The 21,444-nt window shown below is 66.2% G+C and carries 29 protein-coding genes; 17 read left to right on the top strand and 12 right to left on the bottom strand.

Annotation, left to right across the window (positions count from 1 at the left end; translation table 11 throughout):
• Positions 1-409 precede the first annotated feature (409 nt).
• The 10 genes from ACVN90_RS08515 to ACVN90_RS08470 all read left to right on the top strand — a co-directional run bounded on the left by ACVN90_RS08515 (position 410) and on the right by ACVN90_RS08470 (position 6,742).
• Positions 410-1,201: a nucleotidyltransferase domain-containing protein gene (locus ACVN90_RS08515; RefSeq protein WP_475101701.1), complete on the top strand. Its 792-nt coding sequence runs from the start codon at positions 410-412 to the stop codon at positions 1,199-1,201.
• Between the two features lie 203 nt (positions 1,202-1,404).
• The gene (locus ACVN90_RS08510; RefSeq protein ID WP_475101700.1) at positions 1,405-1,686 is read left to right on the top strand and encodes a hypothetical protein; all 282 of its coding nucleotides are present in this window, start codon (positions 1,405-1,407) and stop codon (positions 1,684-1,686) included.
• 228 nt (positions 1,687-1,914) lie between these two features.
• On the top strand, positions 1,915-2,193 hold the full coding sequence (locus ACVN90_RS08505) for a hypothetical protein (RefSeq protein WP_475101699.1): 279 nt from the start codon (positions 1,915-1,917) through the stop codon (positions 2,191-2,193).
• Positions 2,194-2,801: 608 nt separating this feature from the next.
• Positions 2,802-3,173 (top strand): hypothetical protein, encoded by a 372-nt coding sequence (locus tag ACVN90_RS08500; RefSeq protein WP_475101698.1) that lies wholly within the window; start codon positions 2,802-2,804, stop codon positions 3,171-3,173.
• Between the two features lie 115 nt (positions 3,174-3,288).
• Complete coding sequence (locus ACVN90_RS08495) at positions 3,289-3,732, top strand: SRPBCC family protein (protein ID WP_475101697.1); 444 nt, start codon at positions 3,289-3,291, stop codon at positions 3,730-3,732.
• Positions 3,733-4,526: 794 nt separating this feature from the next.
• Positions 4,527-4,721 (top strand): hypothetical protein, encoded by a 195-nt coding sequence (locus ACVN90_RS08490; protein WP_475101696.1) that lies wholly within the window; start codon positions 4,527-4,529, stop codon positions 4,719-4,721.
• Positions 4,722-5,273: 552 nt separating this feature from the next.
• Positions 5,274-5,606, top strand: coding sequence for a hypothetical protein (locus ACVN90_RS08485; RefSeq protein ID WP_475101695.1), 333 nt, complete (start codon positions 5,274-5,276; stop codon positions 5,604-5,606).
• Between the two features lie 71 nt (positions 5,607-5,677).
• Positions 5,678-5,911, top strand: coding sequence for a hypothetical protein (locus tag ACVN90_RS08480; protein ID WP_475101694.1), 234 nt, complete (start codon positions 5,678-5,680; stop codon positions 5,909-5,911).
• A 91-nt stretch (positions 5,912-6,002) separates the two neighbouring features.
• Positions 6,003-6,230 carry a DUF2283 domain-containing protein gene (locus tag ACVN90_RS08475; protein WP_475101693.1) on the top strand — a complete coding sequence of 76 codons (228 nt, stop codon included), beginning with the start codon at positions 6,003-6,005 and terminating at the stop codon, positions 6,228-6,230.
• 92 nt (positions 6,231-6,322) lie between these two features.
• Entirely contained in the window at positions 6,323-6,742 is a 420-nt protein-coding gene (locus tag ACVN90_RS08470) for a hypothetical protein (RefSeq protein WP_475101692.1), read from the top strand.
• Between the two features lie 138 nt (positions 6,743-6,880).
• Here the strand turns inward: ACVN90_RS08470 and ACVN90_RS08465 are convergent, their stop codons facing one another.
• Positions 6,881-7,120, bottom strand: a complete 240-nt coding sequence (locus ACVN90_RS08465) for a PLDc N-terminal domain-containing protein (RefSeq protein ID WP_475101691.1) — start codon at positions 7,118-7,120, stop codon at positions 6,881-6,883.
• A gap of 87 nt (positions 7,121-7,207) precedes the next feature.
• Between ACVN90_RS08465 and ACVN90_RS08460 the strand changes: the two genes are divergently transcribed.
• Both ACVN90_RS08460 and ACVN90_RS08455 read left to right on the top strand, forming a co-directional pair.
• Complete coding sequence (locus tag ACVN90_RS08460; RefSeq protein ID WP_475101690.1) at positions 7,208-7,753, top strand: DUF6578 domain-containing protein; 546 nt, start codon at positions 7,208-7,210, stop codon at positions 7,751-7,753.
• Between the two features lie 126 nt (positions 7,754-7,879).
• The gene (locus ACVN90_RS08455) at positions 7,880-8,233 is read left to right on the top strand and encodes a hypothetical protein (RefSeq protein WP_475101689.1); all 354 of its coding nucleotides are present in this window, start codon (positions 7,880-7,882) and stop codon (positions 8,231-8,233) included.
• 21 nt (positions 8,234-8,254) lie between these two features.
• Here ACVN90_RS08455 and ACVN90_RS08450 read toward each other — a convergent pair whose 3' ends face one another.
• From ACVN90_RS08450 to ACVN90_RS08440, 3 genes are all read right to left on the bottom strand, one after another.
• The gene (locus tag ACVN90_RS08450) at positions 8,255-8,755 is read right to left on the bottom strand and encodes a GNAT family N-acetyltransferase (protein WP_475101688.1); all 501 of its coding nucleotides are present in this window, start codon (positions 8,753-8,755) and stop codon (positions 8,255-8,257) included.
• A gap of 120 nt (positions 8,756-8,875) precedes the next feature.
• Positions 8,876-9,499 (bottom strand): hypothetical protein, encoded by a 624-nt coding sequence (locus ACVN90_RS08445; RefSeq protein WP_475101687.1) that lies wholly within the window; start codon positions 9,497-9,499, stop codon positions 8,876-8,878.
• Positions 9,500-9,707: 208 nt separating this feature from the next.
• Entirely contained in the window at positions 9,708-10,976 is a 1,269-nt protein-coding gene (locus ACVN90_RS08440; RefSeq protein WP_475098597.1) for an IS256 family transposase, read from the bottom strand.
• 216 nt (positions 10,977-11,192) lie between these two features.
• Here ACVN90_RS08440 and ACVN90_RS08435 point away from each other — a divergent pair, with 216 nt between their 5' ends.
• The 4 genes from ACVN90_RS08435 (at position 11,193) to ACVN90_RS08420 (ending at position 14,908) form a co-directional block, all read left to right on the top strand.
• Complete coding sequence (locus tag ACVN90_RS08435) at positions 11,193-12,260, top strand: hypothetical protein (protein WP_475101686.1); 1,068 nt, start codon at positions 11,193-11,195, stop codon at positions 12,258-12,260.
• Positions 12,261-12,367: 107 nt separating this feature from the next.
• Positions 12,368-12,967 carry a hypothetical protein gene (locus tag ACVN90_RS08430; protein WP_475101685.1) on the top strand — a complete coding sequence of 200 codons (600 nt, stop codon included), beginning with the start codon at positions 12,368-12,370 and terminating at the stop codon, positions 12,965-12,967.
• Between the two features lie 1,052 nt (positions 12,968-14,019).
• On the top strand, positions 14,020-14,412 hold the full coding sequence (locus ACVN90_RS08425) for a hypothetical protein (protein WP_475101684.1): 393 nt from the start codon (positions 14,020-14,022) through the stop codon (positions 14,410-14,412).
• Between the two features lie 331 nt (positions 14,413-14,743).
• The gene (locus tag ACVN90_RS08420; RefSeq protein ID WP_475101683.1) at positions 14,744-14,908 is read left to right on the top strand and encodes a hypothetical protein; all 165 of its coding nucleotides are present in this window, start codon (positions 14,744-14,746) and stop codon (positions 14,906-14,908) included.
• 12 nt (positions 14,909-14,920) lie between these two features.
• Here the strand turns inward: ACVN90_RS08420 and ACVN90_RS08415 are convergent, their stop codons facing one another.
• The 5 genes from ACVN90_RS08415 to ACVN90_RS08395 form a co-directional block, all read right to left on the bottom strand.
• Positions 14,921-16,468, bottom strand: a complete 1,548-nt coding sequence (locus ACVN90_RS08415) for a hypothetical protein (RefSeq protein ID WP_475101682.1) — start codon at positions 16,466-16,468, stop codon at positions 14,921-14,923.
• The gene (locus tag ACVN90_RS08410; RefSeq protein WP_475101681.1) at positions 16,461-16,799 is read right to left on the bottom strand and encodes a helix-turn-helix domain-containing protein; all 339 of its coding nucleotides are present in this window, start codon (positions 16,797-16,799) and stop codon (positions 16,461-16,463) included. Before ACVN90_RS08410 ends, ACVN90_RS08415 begins: the two co-directional genes overlap by 8 nt.
• The gene (locus ACVN90_RS08405) at positions 16,796-17,551 is read right to left on the bottom strand and encodes a tyrosine-type recombinase/integrase (RefSeq protein WP_475101680.1); all 756 of its coding nucleotides are present in this window, start codon (positions 17,549-17,551) and stop codon (positions 16,796-16,798) included. The genes ACVN90_RS08410 and ACVN90_RS08405 overlap by 4 nt, the downstream gene beginning before the upstream one ends.
• Before the next feature lie 54 nt (positions 17,552-17,605).
• Entirely contained in the window at positions 17,606-17,911 is a 306-nt protein-coding gene (locus tag ACVN90_RS08400; RefSeq protein ID WP_475101679.1) for a hypothetical protein, read from the bottom strand.
• Between the two features lie 456 nt (positions 17,912-18,367).
• Complete coding sequence (locus tag ACVN90_RS08395) at positions 18,368-18,817, bottom strand: pyridoxamine 5'-phosphate oxidase family protein (RefSeq protein ID WP_475101678.1); 450 nt, start codon at positions 18,815-18,817, stop codon at positions 18,368-18,370.
• 88 nt (positions 18,818-18,905) lie between these two features.
• On the opposite strand from ACVN90_RS08395, the gene ACVN90_RS08390 reads away from it, so the two are divergent.
• Positions 18,906-19,826, top strand: coding sequence for an AEC family transporter (locus tag ACVN90_RS08390; RefSeq protein WP_475101677.1), 921 nt, complete (start codon positions 18,906-18,908; stop codon positions 19,824-19,826).
• A gap of 14 nt (positions 19,827-19,840) precedes the next feature.
• Here ACVN90_RS08390 and ACVN90_RS08385 read toward each other — a convergent pair whose 3' ends face one another.
• From ACVN90_RS08385 to ACVN90_RS08375, 3 genes are read right to left on the bottom strand one after another with little or no spacing between them, the layout of a single operon-like run.
• Entirely contained in the window at positions 19,841-20,110 is a 270-nt protein-coding gene (locus ACVN90_RS08385; RefSeq protein WP_475101676.1) for a DUF6510 family protein, read from the bottom strand.
• Positions 20,110-20,835, bottom strand: a complete 726-nt coding sequence (locus tag ACVN90_RS08380; RefSeq protein ID WP_475101675.1) for a ferredoxin reductase — start codon at positions 20,833-20,835, stop codon at positions 20,110-20,112. The genes ACVN90_RS08385 and ACVN90_RS08380 overlap by 1 nt, the downstream gene beginning before the upstream one ends.
• Positions 20,832-21,425, bottom strand: a complete 594-nt coding sequence (locus tag ACVN90_RS08375; protein WP_374977947.1) for a sulfite oxidase-like oxidoreductase — start codon at positions 21,423-21,425, stop codon at positions 20,832-20,834. The genes ACVN90_RS08380 and ACVN90_RS08375 overlap by 4 nt, the downstream gene beginning before the upstream one ends.
• Positions 21,426-21,444 lie beyond the last annotated feature (19 nt).

The raw sequence follows: 21,444 nt of genomic DNA, 5'->3' as shown, positions 1-21,444 counted from the left end.
CACCCGACTATCGCGGTTCGATTCGATCGTGCCGCACCGAACGCACGTGCTCAATCTAGGAATCCCAGGTCCGCAGTCGTTTCAGGGGAGCAGCTGCACCGTCGACCTCAGCACCATTCTCGAAAGATGCTGGGAAACCGCGTTACCCGTTTTCTCACTAAGGTCGGACATCCCCGCGCGATTGGGGGTCGCTGGGCGTACACGACCGCGGGCGCCCTATCCGGGCAGTGGCTCAGTGACGCATTCCCCGAAGCGGCTGCGGCCGGTCACGGCCCACATGTCTTCGTCCATGCACGACCAAAACTAGCCGCGCCGCCGCAACTCCACGAAGGGCTCGGTCGAGGACCGCTCACCGTTCGATGCCGACGGGGAGATCGAGCAGGGCTGACCGCCCAGCTACCCTCAGCTCATGCGTGACCCTCACGAAGGGCTGACCGCCGACGGCTGTATCCGCACGGGGGCGTCCCGCGATCGGGTCCCGCCGGCCTTCGAGCAGGTCGTCGTCGACGCCACGTCCGCGTTCGACGACCTCCGGCTGCGCGAGGCGATCGACACGGACGCCGCGCTGCTGCTGTACGGCTCAGTGGCCACCGGAATGGCGGAGCCAGGTCGGTCGGACGTCGATCTCGTCGCGATCGGTGTCGAGAAAGAGCACGCCGCGGCGCTCGCGCGGGAACTCTCCCACGCGCACCGGTCGCTCTGCCGCGAGGTCGCAATTGCTGTGGCCGGGCGACACGACCACGAGGGGCCCAGCGACGAGGCATACGGCAATCAGGTGTTCCTACGTCACTACTGCGTTCCGCTCCTGGGCCACTCGCCCGTTGGCGACGACCGATTCCCTGGGGACGCGCGCGCGGCACGCGGGTTCAATGGCGACATCGGACACGCGCTGGACCGGTGGCGGCAAGCAGGCACCACGGATGCCGCGGCCCTCGGTAGGCGGGTCGGCCGCAAGACGCTGCTGGCGACCGCTGGACTCGTCAGTGTGGCCGAGGGCACCTGGTCGACGGACCGGGCGACAGCGGCGGCTCGCTGGCGCAGACATCGCCCCGATCTCGCGGGAGGACTCGATCAGCTGCTGGCGTGGTCCGACGGCGCTGCCGCGTCAGCCAACGATCTACGAGACGCGGTGGCCGACGACGGCGTCGTCTCCCGCATCGCCGAGGACTTCGCAAATCGCATCGGACTGTGGGACACGTGAAGAGCCGGTCCTAGCAAGTTCGCTTCTGACGAGCGTCCGTGAGTGGACCGGCGAAGCTCGGCGTCCCTGTCTCAGATTTAGCTCGTTGGGCATCGATCCTCTTCAGCGAGAAGTGAGTAGCGTGGTCCAACGCGCGCGCCACGGTGCGGTTGAGGACCGGCCTGCGGGCGTAATGAATCGCGCTCACGCGATATCGTGCTCGCATGTCGAGCTGGCAAGAGGGACGTTTCATCACTGACTGGGCCGACCCGTCGGAGGTTGAAAAGCTACTCGCGCTGATGCCAGTGCAGCAGGTGGGTCGCCTTTCGCGCGACGAGCAGATCCAGCGCAGAGTCACTCTGTACAACCTCTTTGGAATCGGCGCCGTCGCGGTCCAAGATGGCATCGAGTACGAGCCAGGGGTCGGTCCAGCGGATCAGCCACTTCATGCGGCGCTCGACGCCTTGTTCGTCCGTCGGTTCTCTTCGGGTACAAGCTACGACTGACCGAGGCTGACGACAGCCGCTGCCCAGGCGCGATTCGTGTTGATCGCAGGGCGGTTGACCGGCGTACGGCGTCGACAGATTCGTCCGCGGGAGGGGCACGGCCCGCTCAAGGACCCGCATCCGCACGGTGGCCGGCCAATGCGCGGCCGGGTGAGTAATGGGTTCAAGTCCCGTCACCCCGTCGGAGTCAGCGCGGTCGGCGAGCGGATACGTCGGTATGGTGACCGCATGCGCAGAGTGTCCGTCGGAGTTGTGACAGCCGCCATCATCTCCGGCGTGCTCTTGGTCGGCGGCGTCATCATGTTCTTCGCCGCACGCCCGACTGGGACGGCACCGTTTGGTTGGTTCGCGTATCAGCCACTCGCTGGGGCAGCGTTCTTCCCTGGTTCACTCATCATGCTGACACCGCTCATGGTTGCGGCTGCCACCATCGCAATCGTCGGTCTCGTGGGAATTGGCGCGATCGCCGGGTACCTGCTCGGTCGACGTCACCAAGCTGCTCTCTGAGGGACTGGCTTGCGCCCCCGGCGCAACGCTCTTGGTCAGCTCTGGCTGTCTGGCACTTCCCAGGTTCGCTTGCGCGGCCATCCACCCGGGATCTCGCCCTTCGTGACGCGCCGAATCCCACCGCTCGCCAACGCCTCCACATGGAGGCATCGCTGCGCTGACGCAATGCCGGCACCGCCGAAGACGGCCAAGATGAGCGCGAGCACGATGTGGTACCACGGGGGCCGAACGTCATGAGCAAGCGTCGCTTGATGCTCCGATCGCTCAACAACGGCCCACCCGTCCTGCTCCCGCGCCGCAATCTCCGCGGCAAACGCGGCACGCCGCCGACCGGCGGTGAAGACATCGGCCCCCTCGATCACTCAAGCCTCCACACGACGGACGGTGCAGTCCCAGTTGGTTGCATTCCGCCATCTTTTCCGACCGCGAGCGACTGCGCAGTGATTCTCATTCGACGTCCGCTCGCGTCCCTAAGTGGTTCGCGGCCGACGGTAGGACGGAAAGGTGAAGAGGCGCTGCTTCTTGCGCGCGGTCCGCTCCAACCCGTAGACGACGGATCCGTCGCGGTCTAGCAGGTAGTCGGGGTGTTTCATGTCAACGGTGCCTCCGTGGTCGACGATCTGCTGGACGATCTTCCACGCCGCGAGGTGACCGTTGTCGTGATTAGCATCGTCCAACGTCCACCAACCCAGCGAGCCGCGCCGGACCGAAACGACTACAAGCCCGTGGTCGCCGGGCATTGCGTTCTCTTCCTCGTGGCCCAGCATCATGTCCAGCGCAACTGCGGTGACTACGCGCGGGATGAGGTGAAGGATTCTGTCGAACTCGGCAACCGGACGCTCTACCTCGACGAGCCCGTCGCTTCCTACGAGTTCGACAATCGCTGCAGTCAGATCGTCATTCGAGACAACGGACGGAGCAGTCCCACCTGGAAGCATTCCGCCATCTTCCCCGATCCCGTCGTGTCCGCGCAGGGGTGACCTCAAACGTGCGCTCAGGGACCCACAACCGAACGCAGTCTGCCGGCACGCCTCGGGCCTCAAGCGCGCACTGCGCTCGCGCCGACCGCCAATCGGACCAGGGCAAAATGGGAGGGTGCCCTCGACGTTCGCGCTCGTCACCGACACGCCGATGCCCGCTGAGGCGCTGTTCGACCTGTCGCTGGATATCGACGCGCACGTCGCGTCGATGGCACAGTCTGGCGAGCGCGCCGTGGCCGGCGTGACGAAGGGCCGTATCGGGCTCGACGAGACTGTGACCTGGCGGGCCCGTCACTTCGGCATCTGGTGGACGATGACTTCACAGATCACCGCCCTCGACCGACCAACGCACTTCACCGACCGCCAGGTCCGCGGGCCGTTCAGGACATTCGTCCACGAGCACAGGTTCGAGCAGCTCGCGACCGGCTCCCGCATGACCGACACCATCACCCTCGCCTCCCCGGTCTTCGGATCACTCGCCGAAAAGCTCGTGCTGGTGCCCTACCTCCGACGACTCATCACGAAGCGCAACGCCCACCTGCTCGCCAGACCCAGTTGAGCCTGCGAACGTACGGTCGCCGACCCGCTGGCGACAGACGTGGCTTTGCTGCCGGGGACGTTGGCCATCAGCGTTGCGCCCGGACTGTCTCCCCGATCGTGCGGAATGTGTACAGCAGCGAGATTGCTTCACCAGGTGTGAACAACGACGTCGCCACGGCCCTGCACCGAAGTCAGCTCATCGACTTGACGACGACCGGTCGCCGTAGCGGGCTACGTCGCCGCATCGAGATCTTCCTGCACGAAAAGGACGGCGTGCTGTTCATCACCGGGCTTCCGCGTCGAGACCGCACACGGGACTGCGGCGCAACGGCAATGGGTGCTCGCACAGGAACAGCAACGGGTGGCTCGAATTTGGTCCGCCGGCGGTGGCTCAAACGCCAGCCGAACTCCGTGGCGTCGGCGTTGAGCGATGATGGGCGTCGGTGGCCCGCTACACGTTCCCTGCCCTTCCAACGCCCACGCTCCGGACAGCGATACTTACAGGAGCGGGAGCGTAGGGCGCAACCTCGTGTTGCGTCTCAGCATGGCGGACCTAATCTTCCGATTGTGCTGAGTGTGACGATGTCTCCGAACCCGTTGCTGCCGTCCATTCCTGTGCTGCTCACTATCGCGATGGTGGTCGTAGCCGTTGTGGTCGCAGTGGGGATTGCGGTCGCGGTCTGGCTTGCCGTCCGCGCCCGGCGCCGTGGGTAGCTGAGCGCCGCGGGCGCCGAATGCACGTAGAGGGTCCGACACTCGCTCACCGCCCTCTCGAGGACCGACTGCGGACACTAGAAGCGCTATCGTCAGTCCATGAAACTCAGCTTCGGCGCCTGGGTCGTCATGATCTTGATCGTCGCGGGTGAGGCCCTGATCGCTTTCCTCACGGTCAAGGAAGCCGGTATACCGATTGGCTGGGCGGTGGCCGGTTTTGTGCTTGCCGGAATTCTTACCGCGGGCTACTTCTGGGTGTTCACGCGGACGGACACGAACGAGAGCGGCAAATAACCCCGTCCGAGTTGGCTAGGCGAGCGCGTCCTGCGAACCACGGTCATTTGCACGCTCGTCGACCCACGAGCGCGCGCCGGTTGCTCACAAGGTCGGCGGCGGGGGTGCTAGCCAGCTTGTGCCGGTCAGGGTGGGACGCCAGTCAAACCGGCTGCTCTCCAGATCGTGCTCTTGTGGACTGCGCGGAATCCAGCCGAGACCCCATTCAACTGTCAGACGGGCGGGGAGGTCGCGCTCGTCGGCGTAGAACTCGCCTGGTGCGTCTGCGTGCGGGCTCGGGTCGATAACGTATGTCCACCAAGGCTCGCGCGAGTCAGGATAGAGGAACAGCAGTCGGCCGGTCCACGGCCCTTTCGTGATGTGAGCAAGGCGTCCTCCCGCCCAATAGTCCTCATCTGGCGCCGCGACGTCTCCCATTTCTGCATGATGTCACGATCGAGCCAGCCCGTCCGACGATCCTGATTCCGTCGAATGCACGTTGGTGGCACCGCCGACATTGCTTGCACGTATGCGGACCCACTGCCGAGCGCCGAGCCGTGCGAAGCTGGGTCGGTGAACGAACGCGACGAGGCTGAGCGAGTTCGGTCGGTGCTCGCGGAGACGACACAGGTCGCCGACGCCGTCGTAGCGCTCCTGGTTGATCGGAATCCCGCAACACACGTCGAGCGGACCCTCATCGCCGAAGTGATCTGGCAGATGCGCGTGCGAGTTCCCGGACTCCGCGACTCCGACGTTGTGATCGAGCAGTTCGATCACGTCAGTCCCCGGCTGCGGGATTCCGGGGAAGTCGACAACGGGAGGGCCCTGGCGGAACTCCTGATGAGCGAGCCGCCTGGATGCTTCACGAGATCTACTCCCGACCTGCGTCGCGCTGATCAAGGCTGATCAGTGAGCGACCGATCTTCGTTCCTCCCTTCGCCTTGCGGGGTCTTCCGTGCCAAGGCAGAGTGTCGATCGTGCGCTACACCGCTCCCGCGATCGTCGTTGGATTCGCTTCAGCGGTCTTCTTCGCCGCGGTCTGGCTTGGGGCAGGGGTGCTGTCCGATGGAAGGACTGGGCCGACACTGCTCGTCGCAGTTGCGCTGGCGATCACTACCTTCGTCGCGGCTGCGTGGGCCGTCGGCAGGATCCGCCGGACGCGCGCCATGACGCCGGAGACGATCACCACACCGCCTGACGAGGCTAAGTAGGTCTCTTGGCGGCGCGGCCATCGACCGGGCTGCGGACGGGCAGACCAGCGGCGTCACGCACGCCGCCGCGAGATTCACTACCGTCGATGAGATGACCGAGCGCCGCTTCACGATCGACCCTTCCGCTGACGCCGCGTACATCCCGGTTGCGCCCTCAATCGGCGCCGGCCAATCGGTCGAGAACGTCGTCATCGAACGCGCACAAGGCACGATCGCCTTGGACTTCGATGGCGAGGGCCGCCTGCTCGGTGTCGAGATCCTCGGCGCATCGGCGCTCCTCACGCCACGAACGATCGCAGACGCCGAGGTGCTCGCGTAGCGACCCTCCACCGCGCTAGGAGGGCTTCTCTGAGCTTCGCTGCGTTCAGCTGGTGCTGAAATCTACTACTTCGGTCCTGGGAGACTCTTGAAGTGACCGCCGACGTCAAAGCCATGCTGGATCGCTTCATTACCGATGTGTTCAACGGGGAGTTCGTCGTTAAGGACGTCACTCTCGACGATCCCATGTGGATACATGGTGTCGAGGTGGTCGGCCGTACCCGTTCGGATCGCGCAGCAAGAATCAGAGTTGGTCGCGTCTGGATGGACGCTTTCATTCCTGAACTGGGCTGTGGAGCGGCTCACGTCGACGAAGACGGTGATGTCGTCTATCAGGAGGAGGAATTGACGAAGCTCTGCCGCGCCTTGCGTGCCTATCTCCAAGGGGAAGGTCGCATGCGACAGCAGCGTCGACTGTTCGGCCGGGGTAGTACGTCTGAACTGGCGATTGAGGTCGACGGCTTCGAATGGCGCTTCGGTACGAGGTCCTGGATTTGGGCGAGGGAGGTCTAGCTGACACCTCGGCTATGCGCACGACTGTTGTGCCCGCGCGGCGACCGGTGATCGCGCGTCGCGGACCGCGAACTTCGACGGGCGCTTCCGCGCATGGCCCGCCGCGCGACCGCCTATCGGCTGCGGATACCCGCCCAACTAACCGTCTTGACTGACCGCGACCGTTCGGCGCCCAACAGCAAGCCAGGCGAGCGGGCCGAGCACTGGAACCAAGAGCACGAGCGCTGCCCACAGCAGGCCCTGCGCCGGGGGGAGACGCTTCGCTGCTCGAGCGAGACTGACGAGCGCGAGCATCGTGAGCGCGATCACTAAAGCGCTGATGACTGACCACGCGATGTCATAGCCGGCGGGAATCAGTGGGTTGTGTTCATCGCTCACCTTTCCAGCCTATGGTCGGCGAGGTTTCGACGGATAGATAACCGGCGATCGAACCGAAGGCGAAGCTGACTCGCTACCGTGGGCTGAATGACGCGGGTGTGGCTGACGGAGTGGGAGTGGGCGTGCTGCGGTGACGCATTCGAGGTGGGCGACGACGTCGACTTCGGCATCGCGACCCGCACCTCTGATCCGTCGCTCGCTAAACTTCTCGGTCCGGCGCTGCTGGCAACAGTGGAGGCAGTCGAATCGCACCATGAAGCGGAATTCACCGATCGAGTACGCGGTCGCGTGACCGCCGTGCACGCCGTCGCTCATGAAGTCTCGGAACGTCGCTCCTTGCGTCGCCCAGGTCACGGCGCGCCCCCGAACGCAGTCATGCCCGCTGACGGCGAGGAATGGCCGCTGGTCGGCCGTGACCTCGGCGGCGGCGTGTTCGCTGGCTCGCGCCCGTCCCGGTACGTGATTGAGGTTGTGCCTGTGCCTGGCACCGCCAAGCTCTCGCCAGCTGGCGGCGTGCGGCTGCACGCGGCCGGAACTACCCTGCCCACGGCCGGCACTAGCATCGGCGAACCACCTGCTGAGCGGAAGGCGCGTGTGCTGGCGGGCTGGCTGGTCGACGTCGAAGATCGCTAGTCGAGCACTGTGCGGCTGCGCGTTCAGCGACCGGCATGCGAGCGCTCCCGAAGCGGTCTTGAATCTGGAATCCAATGTGATGATTGGGCGATGGTGCGACGTGCCAGGACCAGGCCACTGACCATCGTGGCCACCATCGTCGGGATCGCCCTGTTGGTCGCCGGCGCGACTGGACTGACTCCCGCGGCCGGGTCAGCTATCAAGAACGGTGCCGACTACGCATGCCTGGTCGACTCGAGCGGCACGCCCCCTCTTGGCGAGGGCCACAACCCCGAGTCGGTCATCGCGCAAGGATCTTGGTCGCTGGTCCCGCTCGGTCTGCAGTGTCGCTTCATTGCCGCCGACACCGGCGCCGCTGTCTCGGTCCCTCCGTCACCGCTGCCCACTGTATTGATCATGAGCGGCGCGGCCATCGCGTGCGGCGCAGGCCTCCTGGCCCGCCGAAACCGACGCGTCAGCACGTCCGCAACGTCCGGCTGAGGACCGGCTTTCGAGGCGCATTCAGAGTGTCATTCCGAGCACGGTACGGACGGCGATGGGTCCACCGTGGTCATCCTCGCGTCGAGTCATCCCGATCTTCAGTGCGACCTTCTCGGACGCGGCGTTGTCGGGATGGATGATCGCAACGAGTTCAGCCGTACCCAGCTCAACACGTGCGAAGTCCCGGCAGGCGGCCGCTGCCTCTGTTGCGTAGCCCTGCCCTTGGAGCGCCACGCGCACGTGGTAGCCCACTTCGAGCATCGGGACGCCGTTGACGTCTTGCCAGGTCAGCCCGCAGTCACCGACGAACTGGCCCGAATGCGTTTCGATGATCCAGAGACCGAAGCCGTGGGCGGCGTAGTTGTCCTCATTCCAAGCGATCCATCGCGCCGCGTCGTCGCGACTCTTCGTCACCGGGTAGAACTCCATGACCCGGGGGTCGCCGAGCAGGTCGGCCATGTCATCGAGATCGGCCGACGTCATCTCACGGAATCGGAGCCGCGCGGAGGGAGCGGGAATCATCCCAGCACCGTATCGGCAGCCGACCCCCGAACGGATCCAGTTTGGCCCGCCCGTGACCCGCGCGATGCGTGCACTGCGCGCAGGTCGACCGTCTTCAGCACGCCTCGAGAAGTGATGCTGTCAAGACAACTCGAAGTCTGGACGCACCTCGGCGACCGCGTCGAGTTCCGTCTGCATCCGCGCGTGGAGCTGTCGCCCGTGTTCGATCCACCCATCTGGCACCGGCTCGGTCTCGTCCCGAGCCTGCCAGACCGCGTTCCACTCGTGGAGGTCGGCGGCCAGCTCACTGCTCAGCGGCAAGTCCTCGGCGTCGAGCGTGTACTGCTCGCTGAAGGACTCCCACAGCGGCCACTCGCGCCCCCAATCCGGGAAGAGCCGGATCACCCGCCGTCCGTCTGGGAGGGTGAGCGGGAGCCTTTTCCGGCTTCGGTGCGCGAGGAGCCGGTCTTGCATCTCCGCGCGCATGCGCCACTCGCGCGGCGACTTCGGCGGCGAGTTATAGTCGCCTCCGACCAGCCAGATCAGGCCGCGCCCGTGGGCGGTGTCGTCGACAACCAGTGCGACTGACCACAATCGATCATCGCCCGCGAGCGTCGTCGCGGACCATTCGACGTCCTTGAGCGAGGCGTCGACCAGATCGACCGTGGTCACCGCCGAGCCGGCGCCTTCGAAGACATTGATCCGGTAACGCGGCTCGTTCGATTCCCACGATGAGTCTCGTTCGTCGACCTGGATCCCGCGCATCCCACCACGATAGGGCGACGCCCGCTGGTGTTCGCAAGAGCCTGGGATGTGGTGAGCGAATAGCGGGTTCAGGTGCGGTTACTCGCTTCCCGATCGGCGCGGTGGAGGACCCGTGATCGCACGCGCTCCGGCCCGTGCGCGACAGGCGTCAACCGGTCAAGTCCCGTGGCGTGGTGTCACTTCTGTTGTTGCCGATGGTGGGTGATGGTCAGGCGGTGAGGTACAGCTCGGTGCGGGCGGGCTCGGTGTGTTCGTGCAGGGAGTGGATGAGCTTGCGCATTGAGATGTCGGAGAAGTAGCGGCGTTCGCCGTATTGCCACTCCTCGTGCTGCTCCTGCAGAACAGCGCCGATGAGGCGGGTCACGGAGTCGCGGTCGGGGAAGATCTGGACGACGTCGGCGCGGCGTTTGATCTCGCGGTTGAGCCGTTCGATCGGATTGTTGGACCAGACCTTCTGCCAGTGCTCTCGAGGGGTCGAGGCGAAACCGGTGAGGTCTGGCTCGGCGGTTTCGAGCATGGCGGCGATCTCGGGGAACGACCCGCGGAGGCTGTCGGTGACGGCCTGGTACTGGGCGAGCACGGCCTCCGGCGTGGTCTGCGCGAAGATCGTGGTGATCAGCGCGTTGACCGGCTTGGAGCGCGCGGATCCGATCTTCTGGGTGACGTTGCGGGCGAAATGGACTCGGCATCTCTGCCAGCCAGCTCCGGGCAGGATCGCCTTCACCGCTGCTTTCAGGCCGGCGTGCGCGTCGCTGGTGACCAGGGCGACCCCGAGCGGGTCGGCGTCGGTGGCGACCTTCAGTCCCCGGTCGCGGAGGCTGCGGAGGAACTCGGTCCAGAAGTCGGTGGTCTCCGCGTCTCCCAGCGCCATCCCGAGGATCTCCCGGCGGCCCTCGCCGCTGACGCCGGTGGCGACGACGAGGGCTTGGGAGACGACCCGGCCGCGGTGGCGGACGTCGAGGTAGGTGGCGTCCAGGAAGAGGTAGGGGAACCACGTGTGGTCGATCCGGCGGTGCAGGAACTCCTGCACGGCCTCGTCGATCTCACTGCAGATCCGCGACACCGTCGACCGGCTGATACCGGTGTCGTTGCCCAGCGCCCGGATCAGCTGGTCGACCTTGCGAGTGCTCACCCCGTCGATCCAGGCCTGGCAGATCACGGCGTAGAGCGCCTTGTCGACCCGGCGGCGCGGGTGCAGCAACGACGGGAAGAACGATCCCTCCCGCAGCTTCGGGATCGCCAAGTCCACCTCCCCGGCCGGGGTCGCGAGCGTCTTGGGGCGGGTGCCGTTCCGCCGAGTGGTGCGCTCCGGGGTGCGTTCGTGCGGCGCCGCGCCGATCTTCACCGTCGCTTCCGCGTCGATCAGGTCCTGCAAGCCGGCCTGCAGCATCCGGCGGAACACGTCCGAATGAGCGAGCTCCGGCTCGGCGAGGACTTCGGCAATCAGGGTCGTCAAGGCAGACTGGTTCTGGGTCATCGTGGGATCACTTCTTTGCTTCTTGGCGGAAACAACTGGTCTCCCACGATGGCCCTCCTACGTCAACGACGACGAGGACCCCGTGGGAAGTGACACCACGCTATGAGACGCACCCCGTCAACCGCGCATCGCTCCCAACAGGACCGCGCTTCGTGCCCCCAAAGATGGCGGCGACGACGGTGGAGCGGTCCAGCGGTTGTCGGGCAGGCTGGGGGGATGACCGACATCGCGGAGACACTCATACGCGGTCCGCGTGGCCGTCGGCTGTGCCTGGAGTACGTGATGGTCACAGAGGAGTCCGTACGCTTAGCGGTGTTTCAGCTCGGGTACCAGCAAGTACGGCAACCGGGGGTTCAGCTCCGGCGTATCGGCGATGACGATTCCACCGGTCGAGACGACCCGACCTACAGCAGCGAGCAGATCGCGGCGCTGATCGATGACGTCGAGTTGGCCCCGCGTCGCGACGATGTGGTGCGGGAAGCCTTTCAGGCGTCCGTCGACCATGCACGGTACTGGCAGGAGCCCGATGGGGAGGATGCCGTCGCCGCAGTTCCCGCAGTGCGGGATGCGCTGCGACGCGTCGCCGATCAGCTCGTGGCCGTGATGCCCCAACTGACGGCTCCTCGCGCAACGGCGCAGTGGGCAGTGGACTGGCGGTCTCTCAGCGACGCCGCGCCGTTGCAGACCGACCCGGCGGCGGTTCTTGCGAAGTGGACGCGCGACCAGCGGGAGCACGAGGCGAGAGCGGTCTGGGAGCGTCCGGCGGATCCGCACGCGAACTGGTCGGGGCAATGGTGGTCCGTGCCGCTGGGACTCGTCACCACGCGCGGGAACCGTGCGGATGGCATCGAGCTAGTCGAAGACTCAGTCGGCTGGCAAGTCGCAACCGTCATCCCCGTGCGGGGAGCCGGAACTACGCTCGAGATCCGCGGGGCGGATGACTGGGCCGACCTCTGCCGCGAGTACCCGTTCGAGGTCACCGCTTCCCGCCGGCACGACTGGTTCCGTGTCACCGGGCGTGACGGAAGATGGCTCATCCCCGACTGGCAGCGGGTGTCGCAGCGATGGGATGCGGTGCACCTCACCACGCTCGGCTACCTCTCCGCAGCCACCCGGTTGATCGAAGTGGACGACGAATTCGCGTCCGTGATCGCAGGCTGGGCGCCCGACTCCACCATCTGGCTCACCGATGTCGCGCGCGAGTGGAGCGAGCCGCGCGAGGAATGGACGCGCCCCAGCAACGACTGGCGCTGGACCGTCTCCGCGCGCACGGACGGCCGCTGAGCCACCGGGCGCGTGCAGACCAACGGTGCGGGCATGATTGCGGTGACTGGACAGGAGCGTTGATGCGATCGAGCAGACCGATCCCCGGAAACCCGTGGCCGCACGACATGGTCATCACCGTCGAGGACCGGCCCAACGCGCTCCTGGAAATGCTCTGGATCCGCGCGGCCCACCACCACCACATCAACGGCACCGATCTCCCGCCCTTGCTGATCGACACGCCCTCGGACCCGAGTGAACGAGTTGACTCCCCAGCGGAACGGAGCCGGTGGGAGGGGGCTTGGCCGACGTTGTGGCACCAGGCGGCGGAGCACGCGGGCCGCGACCAGGATCCCCGCCATTTCGAGACACTGCAGCAGACTGTGAACGGTTCACCCGAGCGCGAGTCCATTCTTCGTGAGATGTTCGGACCCTCGTGGCGGGACGAGTTCGGTGACGCCGTATTCGATGACGACTCCTACCGGGACTGGTCCTCGCGGGGCATGGATGCTCACCTATCGGCGATGCGGCAGGGAACGACGCCGTCACCGGAGCACAGGGACCTTGACGCGCTCGTCAGGGCCTGGCGTGCCGGGCTGACCAAGATCGTGACCATCCCCTGCGAGGGTGAATACTCACGCAGGATCGGCCCCAACGCGTTGCTGATGACCGACGTCACTCGCGGCGACAGCGCCGCCTACCAGCGCGCCCTGGACTCAATCCGCTGACGACTCAACGGACCCTCTCCGCGCGCGATGAGACGCAGCCACCAGGGACGCCTCTCGCGCACTGCCCGATGCTCGACCGACAAGCGAGCAATACGCGGCGCTGCTGAGCCCAGGCGACCTGGCAGCACAGCCAGCAACTCCGCCCGGTGAGCGCCCACTGAGCTTGTCAAGGTCATACGGACCCACCCCGACGGTTCCAGTCGAGACCACGTGCTCATTAGTCGCCTTCTGAACGAGGAATCGGTGCGGCATCCGACGGCCATCGGGACGTCACCGTGGCAGCCGGCTCGCAGGAATCTCTAACCGGTGTGTCGTGAGCGTTGGCGAGTTACTGCTGAGCGATAGCGATGCCTGTGCATGGCACGAGCTGCTCGACGTCACATCGTGAGCACTACAAAGAGCGACGGCTAGGGCGGACCGGAAGGTCTCGAACCTTTTGCGGACGCAGCTTCTTCTGTGCCACCTGAGAATTTTCTGGACGAGATACCCGTCTCATGGTTCGATGCACACACGCAGAGGATCCCTCGCCGGCATCTCGAGTAATCGAGTAGACGTCCCGAGCTCACGATGAAGTGCAGTGAAGGGATTCCCGTGCGAAAGCTCGACCTTGAGCCCTCGAGCGCAACGGCGTGCCAACCTCCTGTGGGATGTCACTGGCGTGATCGGCGGTCTCACCACGCAGTCGTCGGAGTCGCCGCACTGGTGGCGGCTCTACCGACGGGCGGCATGTCCCTCCTGGTCGGTGCAATCACGACCGTGAACATCATCGGAGGAGTGTACGGTGCTGCACGGTCGTTTGGAGATGCACGGCGCTTCGTGCCGCGGCTCTTGGAGGTGAACCTTGGCAAGTAGTTCTCTTCGCACACTGCAAGTGTTGCGAGTCGTGGCGGTTGTCCTCGCCGTCGTCGGTGTTCTCGCCCTCGTACTTGGGATCGTGCTGATCGGCCCAGATGCTATATGGCCGAGCCTGATCCCGTTGATTGGGGGCACGGTCGCGGCCGTATCGCTGTCAATCCAAATACGTCGGGCCCGCCCATCAGAGAGATAGGCGGATGCTCAGCGACAGAGAACCGGGCGCTGACTTGCGATCTCCAGCGCACCTTGGAAACATCGCCTTGCGATTCGTCGCGCCGGCGGTGCTCGGGGGGTTAGGTGTCCTGTTCATTGTCCTCGGTCTCACCGATCCCGTAGGACCGGCAGCGCCCGAACCAGACTGGGGATTGGTTGTGCTGGGAGCGATCGCGGTGGTCCTCGCGATCGCAACCGCGATCGCGTGGAATCATCGGCGGGCCCGGTCGAGCGCATTGACCGTCGATGCCGCCATCGAGCGAGCTCATCAGGGCAATGACTCGATCACGCGCGTACCCGGCAACAGCAACAGTGAGCACGGGAGTGCAGGCAAGGATTCGAATGGTGGAGGAAACGAGCGGCCCGACGAGGAATGAGGCCAGGAGGGATCGCAGGGAAGCACACGCCGTCCACGCGGTCGCTAATTCGTGGACGTGGACGTGGCCTGGGTTCGGGTGTCCGAGGCGGTAGCTGGTGGTGCCGGTTTCGATGATGGTGCCGTGGAAGGTGAGCCGATGAGTGGGCTCATTCGGCGCCACACAAAGGAGGTCGGGGGGAGAGGCCAATTCGCATCAGACGCGAAGATGTCGTCTTCTGCTGGGAATCCGCGTTACCCGTTTCCTCGCTAATCGTCATGTCGGGTGGCGGATCCTGTGCGGTTGCGCTGGACATCTGCCATGATGGCGACAGAGCGACAGGAGGCCCGTGATGACTGAAAAGCCCGGCCTGAGGACGCGACTGAAGTGGGCGGTGTTCGGCAAGCCGGTTAGCTATGAGGAGCAGCGCGCCGCGCAGGCCTCGCAGTTTCGCGACGAGCGGACCATTGCTTACCACGAGACTCGCAACCAACGCTTCCACGCTGGCGGTTTCTAACCTGACAGCCACTCAGCGGTCCCGACGTTTGAGGTCGACGTAGTCGCTCATGCGGGTGCCGGTCTGGGCGGCGTGCTGTGTGATGACGCCAGGGCTATAGCCGAGCAGGTTGATGAGTGAGCGGGCGTCGACTTCGTGGACCAGGTCGCGGAGGGTGGCGTTGCGGGCGCGCTGCGCGTCGATGCCGAGGACCTTCAGCCGGGTGGAGAGCGTCGCCGGATGCAGGTGGCGGCCGGCGCGAGTTCCCGGGAAGAGCCAGTCGGTCGCAGTGTTGCTGGTGCGCTGATTCGATGGGTGCTGGGCGTGGCGCCAGAGGAGGTCGGCGATCGCTTCTGGCACTGCTGCCGGTCGCGTCCCGAGCGTGATGGTCATCCCGGTCGGTCCGCGCTGAATGTGGTCATGACGGAGCATGACGATCTTGTTCAGTGGCTGGGCCCACAGGAGCAGGATGAGGCCGGCGACACGGAGCGATAGGCCGACGCGTTCCCATTCCAGGCAGTTGCGGACGAGGTCGATGCGCTGGGTCTGAGTGAGCATGGGCACCGACTTCGCCTCACGGTGGGGAGCTTCGAGGCGCCGGCTCGGACTGGACCGGTCGTGGGTGAGCCAGCGGACGTAGTTGCGGATGTGTTTGCGGGTGCTGGGGCCGTCGGCGAGGTAGTCGTCGACGTGCGCCTGCGTCAGGCCGCCGGCGTCGGCACCGTGGGTGTCGGCGAGCCAGATGAGCAGGTTCGCGGCTTCGGTGATCTCCTGTTTGGCCGCGTGTGTCACGGTCTCCAGGTTCACCGCGGGGTCTGCTGCGCGCTTGCGGATGCGGTTCAGGTGGTGCCAGGTGGCGAACCGTTCGATCGCGGTGCGGGTGCTGTCGTCGGGGAGCGCGGTGAGCTTCTGGGAGAGCCAGTGTTCGAAGCGGGCGACGGGTTCGGGGCCTCGTTGCGGCAGCATCCCGTGGTGCATGAGCAGGGCGCGGAGGTGTTCCGCTGCGGTGGAGCGGGGGAGCGCGTCGAACGCGTCGTGTCGAAGTGCGAGGCGTCGCTCTCCGATCGCGGTCAGCAGCTCGCGGGCTTTCGCCCCGCGCGTGTAGGTGTAGATGCTTTCTGGGCGTTCGGCGTCGGCGAGCACGCGGACCAGGCGGTGCAGGCTGATGTTGTCGCCGGGTTGCAGCAGTGTGGTGAGGTCGTCGGTGACGACGCAGCGCGCGCAGTTTCCGGCTCGAAAGCGTTCGGCTTCGCGGCCGCATCGGCCGCAGACAAGGTCGGTGGAGATGCCGGCGCAGTGTCGGCAGTTCGGCTTGCCCTGCCTGTTGCGGCCGGGGAGCATCCGGTCGGGATCGAGGCAGTCCGGGCAGGTGCCGAAGGTGTGGGTGGCGGTGGTGAAGCAGATACCGCAGATGGCGCCGTCGGGCCATCGGACACGGATCTTGGCGACGTCGGTGAGGCGGCAGCGGTCGCAGGTCAGCTGCCCCACCGAGCGGGGGCGGCCGCGTGCGGGCGGTTCCGTGGCGTTGCGGACCGATGGGGGTCGGGCGGAGCCGTTGCCGCCGGTTGCGGGTCTACTCATCGTCGACGATGCGGGCGCGGACCGGTCGGTAGTCGCGAAGGTCGGGGAGGTCATCGCCGGCGGCCTTGCGGCGATGCCGAAGGGTCTTCGCGTCGGTGGCGGTGTAGGTGATGAGGTCGTTCGGGGTGACGTCGAGCGCGTCGCAGAGCGCAACCAGCATCTGGAAGGAGATCCGTTCCGGGTCCTGCGACACGATCCGCCAGATCGCGTTCGGCGTGAGCGTGATTCCTCGCTCGTGGAGCAGGGGAGCGAGCTGCTTGGCGTTGAAGATGCGGCGGCGAGCCATGACCTCCCGCACCCGCCAGGTGTAGGTGATCTCGCGTCTGGTCACGGGGTGCTCCTGTTCTCGTTTCGCGGCCGGCGTGCCGCCGCGAGGGTGCGGTCGTGGGCGCGCTCGAGCGCGAGCCGCTGGTAGTCGGGGGAGGGGAGGGAGTAGATCGAGGTGGTGGAGGCGTGCTCGTGGCCGAGCTGCAGCTGCACGAACGTCACGTCGAACCCCTCGCCGGTGATGAGGTGGGTGGCGTAAGCACGTCGGAACGAGTGCAAGTCCAGCCCTGGCGGGAAGCCGAGTTCGTCGACCAGCGTCCGCAGTTTGTGGATCAGGTGCGTCTCGGAGACCAGACCGCCGGTGCCGGTGGGGAAGAGGTCGGTGATGGGGTAGCCGTAGCGGGGGAGCCCGCGTTCCACCCAGTCGTGGATGGTGTCGGCAGCCCATTGCCAGACGGTGAGCACGGTGCGCACCTTCTTCGCGGAGCCGCGGTGCGGTTTGCCCCAGCGCACTCGGAGCACGCCGTGATCGCCGAGGTAGGGCGCGCGGTTGTTGCGGGAGAAGTCGACCTGCTGCAGGTGGCGGAGCTCGTTGACACGCAGCCCCCAGCCGTAAGCCGTCTTGAAGGCGACCGAGTCGCGCCAGGCCGCGAGGGCGCCGCGCCGGCCGGAGTCGAGGATGCGGTGAACCTCGAGGTCGGCGAGGTCGAAGAACTCCTGGAGCTCGCGCTGCGTGAACGGGCGTTTGGCCGGCCGCGCGTCGGTCGGGTGCGCGTGGGTGACCTTGTTCAGTTCGGTGACGATCTGCCCGAACACCCGTCCGAACAGCGTGGCCGCCTGCTCCGACCAGTCGTACCGCGGGTCGCAGGCCTAGTCGCAGAACAGCTTGATAGCGCCCTGGTAGGAGCGCACGGTGGAATGGGAGAGATTGCGAACGCCGCGGGCGTGGGAGAAGAAGTCATCGGCGTCGGCCATCGTCCAGTCCCACGGGTAGTGGCCGGTGAAGTCCACCATCGCCAGCACCAGCCGACGGCGGCTGCGGATCGTCGTGGGAGAGAAGTCCTTCGCGCGCTGCTGACGCTCCCAACCGTCGAGCACGCTCGACAGGAACAGCTCGGGATCGGGCGCCTGACCACCGAACGGCGCGAACAGCACGTTCTCCGGACCATCTGCCATCGGCGCTCCCGACCCCCAAAAGTCGATTGCGAGTTTCGCACACAGATTGCAAGAATCGCAATCACCACGAGAGAAATACCAGGTCAGACGCGGTTGACGGGGCGATGGTTACTCACGTCTCAACACCGCGCTCGGCGCTATGGGCCAACCAGTCGGGCGGTGAGCAATCCCTGATCAGAGTCACTTTCAGGGGAGCGGACTCGGTGATACCCGTTTCCGCAGTAATTGCGAGATCCGCAAATAGTACAACCTCCAGTTGACATAATGTGCATTATCGGCGCGCTTTCGAAGCGCCTGACAGAACCCCTTCCGTGGGCCCCTCTCCAGATGGGGCTCCCAGAAGGGGCTGCGGAGAGGTCCGAGTCTCACCCAACATCCGGGCCAGCATCCGCCGCACGAGGCGACACGACAGAGTCAACCGGATGACTTTCCCTTCTCGTGTTACACGGCTGTCGTTCACACGATCCAGTCACCGTCCCGCATGAGCACCCGGCCGGCCAGCTCGTTCGATTCGCGCCATGCCTGGATCCGCGTCGGCCGCAGCACCAGGAATATGTACCCGGCAAGTCCGCGCGGGTCCCAATCCGCCTGCGCCGCATAGGCGTCGCCGAGCGGCACGTCGTCGTCCACACCTGCGGACCGTTCGAGCACGACATCGATCATCGCGACGTCGCGCGTCGGGCCGACCGCCAGTCGCGCGACCCCGGACGCAACGATGTTGCGGGCGGTCACCGAGCGGTCCTCCAGCGCGATGACGGCAGAGCCGTCGATCCACGCGAGCGACAGCGGCACGAGGTGCGGCGCCGCCGTCGGCGAGGCCGTCGCCACCCAGACATCGACCGCCGGAGCAGTCAGCGCTGCGAGCAGATCGGCCTTGCGGGTTGCGCGGCCACGGGGTTCAGGCATCCGGTGCTCCTTTGATTCGGCGCGTGCAAGTCTGTCACCTGACGGCACGCGATTCGCTCCCCAGAGAACGATTTCCTAGGCTCGAATCATGCTGCAGTCGCTCACCGGGTTCGTCGTGGTGGGTGTGGCGATCCTCGTGGGCTGGATCCTCGGCCGCATCGACCTTCTCGGCGAGCACGCACGGCCCGTGCTCGCTCGCCTGACGTTCTTCGTGCTCTCGCCCTTCCTGCTGTTCGTCGTCCTCGCGCAGGCTGACGTCCACACGCTCTTCTCGGCGCTGCTGCCGGTGTCGGCCATCGCTGCGGTGGCGGTGATCCTCGTCTATGCGCTGATCGCACGGCTCATCTGGAGGCGCTCCGCCGGCGAGACCGTGATCGGCGCCCTCAGCGCGGGTCAGGTCAACTCGAACAACATCGGCATCCCGCTGTCGCTGTATCTCCTCGGCAGTGCGGCGTATCCCGCGCCGGTGATCCTCATGCAGCTCCTGGTGTTCACCCCCATCACGATGGCGATCCTGGATGCTGTGACCACCGCCCGCGCATCGCTCTGGCGCGCCGTGGCCCGGGTGGCGACCAACCCGATCGTGGTCGGCTCAGTGCTCGGCACGCTCGTCTCGGTGCTGGGGATCGACCTGCCGCCCATCGTGATGGAGCCGGCGATGCTCATCGCGAACGCGTGCGTGCCGATCCTTCTGATCGCCTACGGGATCTCGCTGCACGGGCAGCGCGTGCTGGGAGCGTCGGGTCGCCGGCGCGACATCGTCCTCGCCACGACGCTGAAGCTCGTCGCGATGCCGGCGATCGCTTGGGCGGTCGCCGAGTTCGTGTTCGGTCTCTCGGCGCACGACGTGCTCATCGTCACTGTGCTCGCGGCCCTGCCCACGGCTCAGAACGTGTTCAACTACTCACAGCGCTACGACGTCGGCGAGACGATCTCTCGCGACACCGTGTTCCTCACGACGATCGGCTGTGTCCCCGTCCTGATCCTCGTCACGCTGCTGCTGGGCTGAGTCGGGTCAGCCGGTCAGGGCCGCACGATCTCGTGCAGCATGCCCAGCACGAGCCGCACCTGCTCCCCCTCATGCAGCACCGTGAACAGCGTGTGGGTGCAGGAACGGCAGCGGACGATCGCCGCGGTCTCGTCGAGCTCGACGACGGCTTCGGCGACGGGCGCGGCGTCGCCGCACCCGCCGCACACGCCGACCAGCGCGGTGACGTCCGCACCGAACACATCCCACAGCATCCCCGCCGCGGCGTTGCCGTCGACGACGCTCGCGGCGTTCTCAGCACGCATCATGCACCTCCGAAGCGTTCAGTCTTGATCCGAGCAGGCTCGTGTCCCAACCCGACCAGCGCGTCGGCGACGTGCTCGACGAACCCCGTCGGACCGCAGACGTACACGATCGGCTCGTGGCCGGGCTCCCACGTGGCCGCGCGCAGCGCCTCGTCGTCGACCCGTCCGACGGATCCCTGCCAACCGTCGGGCGCCGCGCGGGTGTACCGCCAGGTCAGCCCCACTCCCCCATCTCCGTTCAGCTGCTCGAGCTCTTCGCGATATATCGCGTCTTCCGCCGTGCGGACGGAGTAGAGCAGGCGGACGGATGCTGCCGCCCCGGCATCCGTCGCGGCCCGCACCATCGCCATCAGTGGCACGATTCCCGACCCGCCGGCGATGAGCTGCACGGGCGCCGCTCCCCCGGGCCGCCAGACGAAGTAGCCGCCGAGCGGACCCTTGACCTCGAGCTCGTCGCCGGGGAGCACGTCTTCGACGAGGTACGGCGACACCTCACCGTCAGGAATCTTGTCGACCGCGAGCTCGATGGTCTCCGCGGTGCCGTACGAGCCGAGCGAGTACGACCGCACCGCCTGATAGCCGTCCTCGGCCGTGAGTCGGATGTCGACGTGCTGGCCCGCGTCGTTGCCCGGCCAGCCCGGAACCTGAAGTCGCAGGATGCGCGCCGACGGCGACGCCGGCACGGACTCGACGACCCGCCCGGGGCGCCACCCGCCGACGGTCACCAATACCGCTCCTCAGTCCAGGGGTCCCCGTGCATGTTGTACCCGTTCTGCTCCCAGAAGCCGGGCTCATCGTCCTGCATGAGGGTGAGTCCGCGCACCCATTTGGCGCTCTTCCAGAAATACAGGTGGGGAATCAGCAGGCGCGCCGGGCCACCGTGCTCGGGGTCCAGTGGTTCGCCCTCGAACTCGAACGCGACCCACGCCTGGCCCCCGAGCAGGTCCTCCATCGGCACATTGGTCGTGTAGCCGCCGTAGGAATGCGCCATCGCGTACTCGGCGTCGGTTTCGACAGTCTCGAGCAGGGTGTCGAGCGACACGCCGCGCCAGGAGGTGCCCAGCTTCGACCAACGCGTCACGCAATGGATGTCGGTGTGCACATCTTCGATGGGCAGTGCCATGAACTCGTCCCACGTCCACGAGACCGCGTCGCCGCCCTCGGTGCGGATGCCGAAGCGCCAGTCGTCCTGCTCGATCCGAGGCGTCGGTCCGGCCGACAGCACCGGGAAGTCCTCCGTCAGATACTGCCCGGGCGGCAGCCGCGGATCGCTCTCGCGACGACGCGCTCCGAACCCCCTCGACACCACGGCCATGGAAACCCTCCTCACTGCA

Source organism: Microbacterium sp. F01 (genome assembly GCF_056156365.1).
The sequence above is the reverse complement of the archived record's forward strand: the minus strand, read 5'-3'. Positions and strand labels throughout refer to the sequence as shown.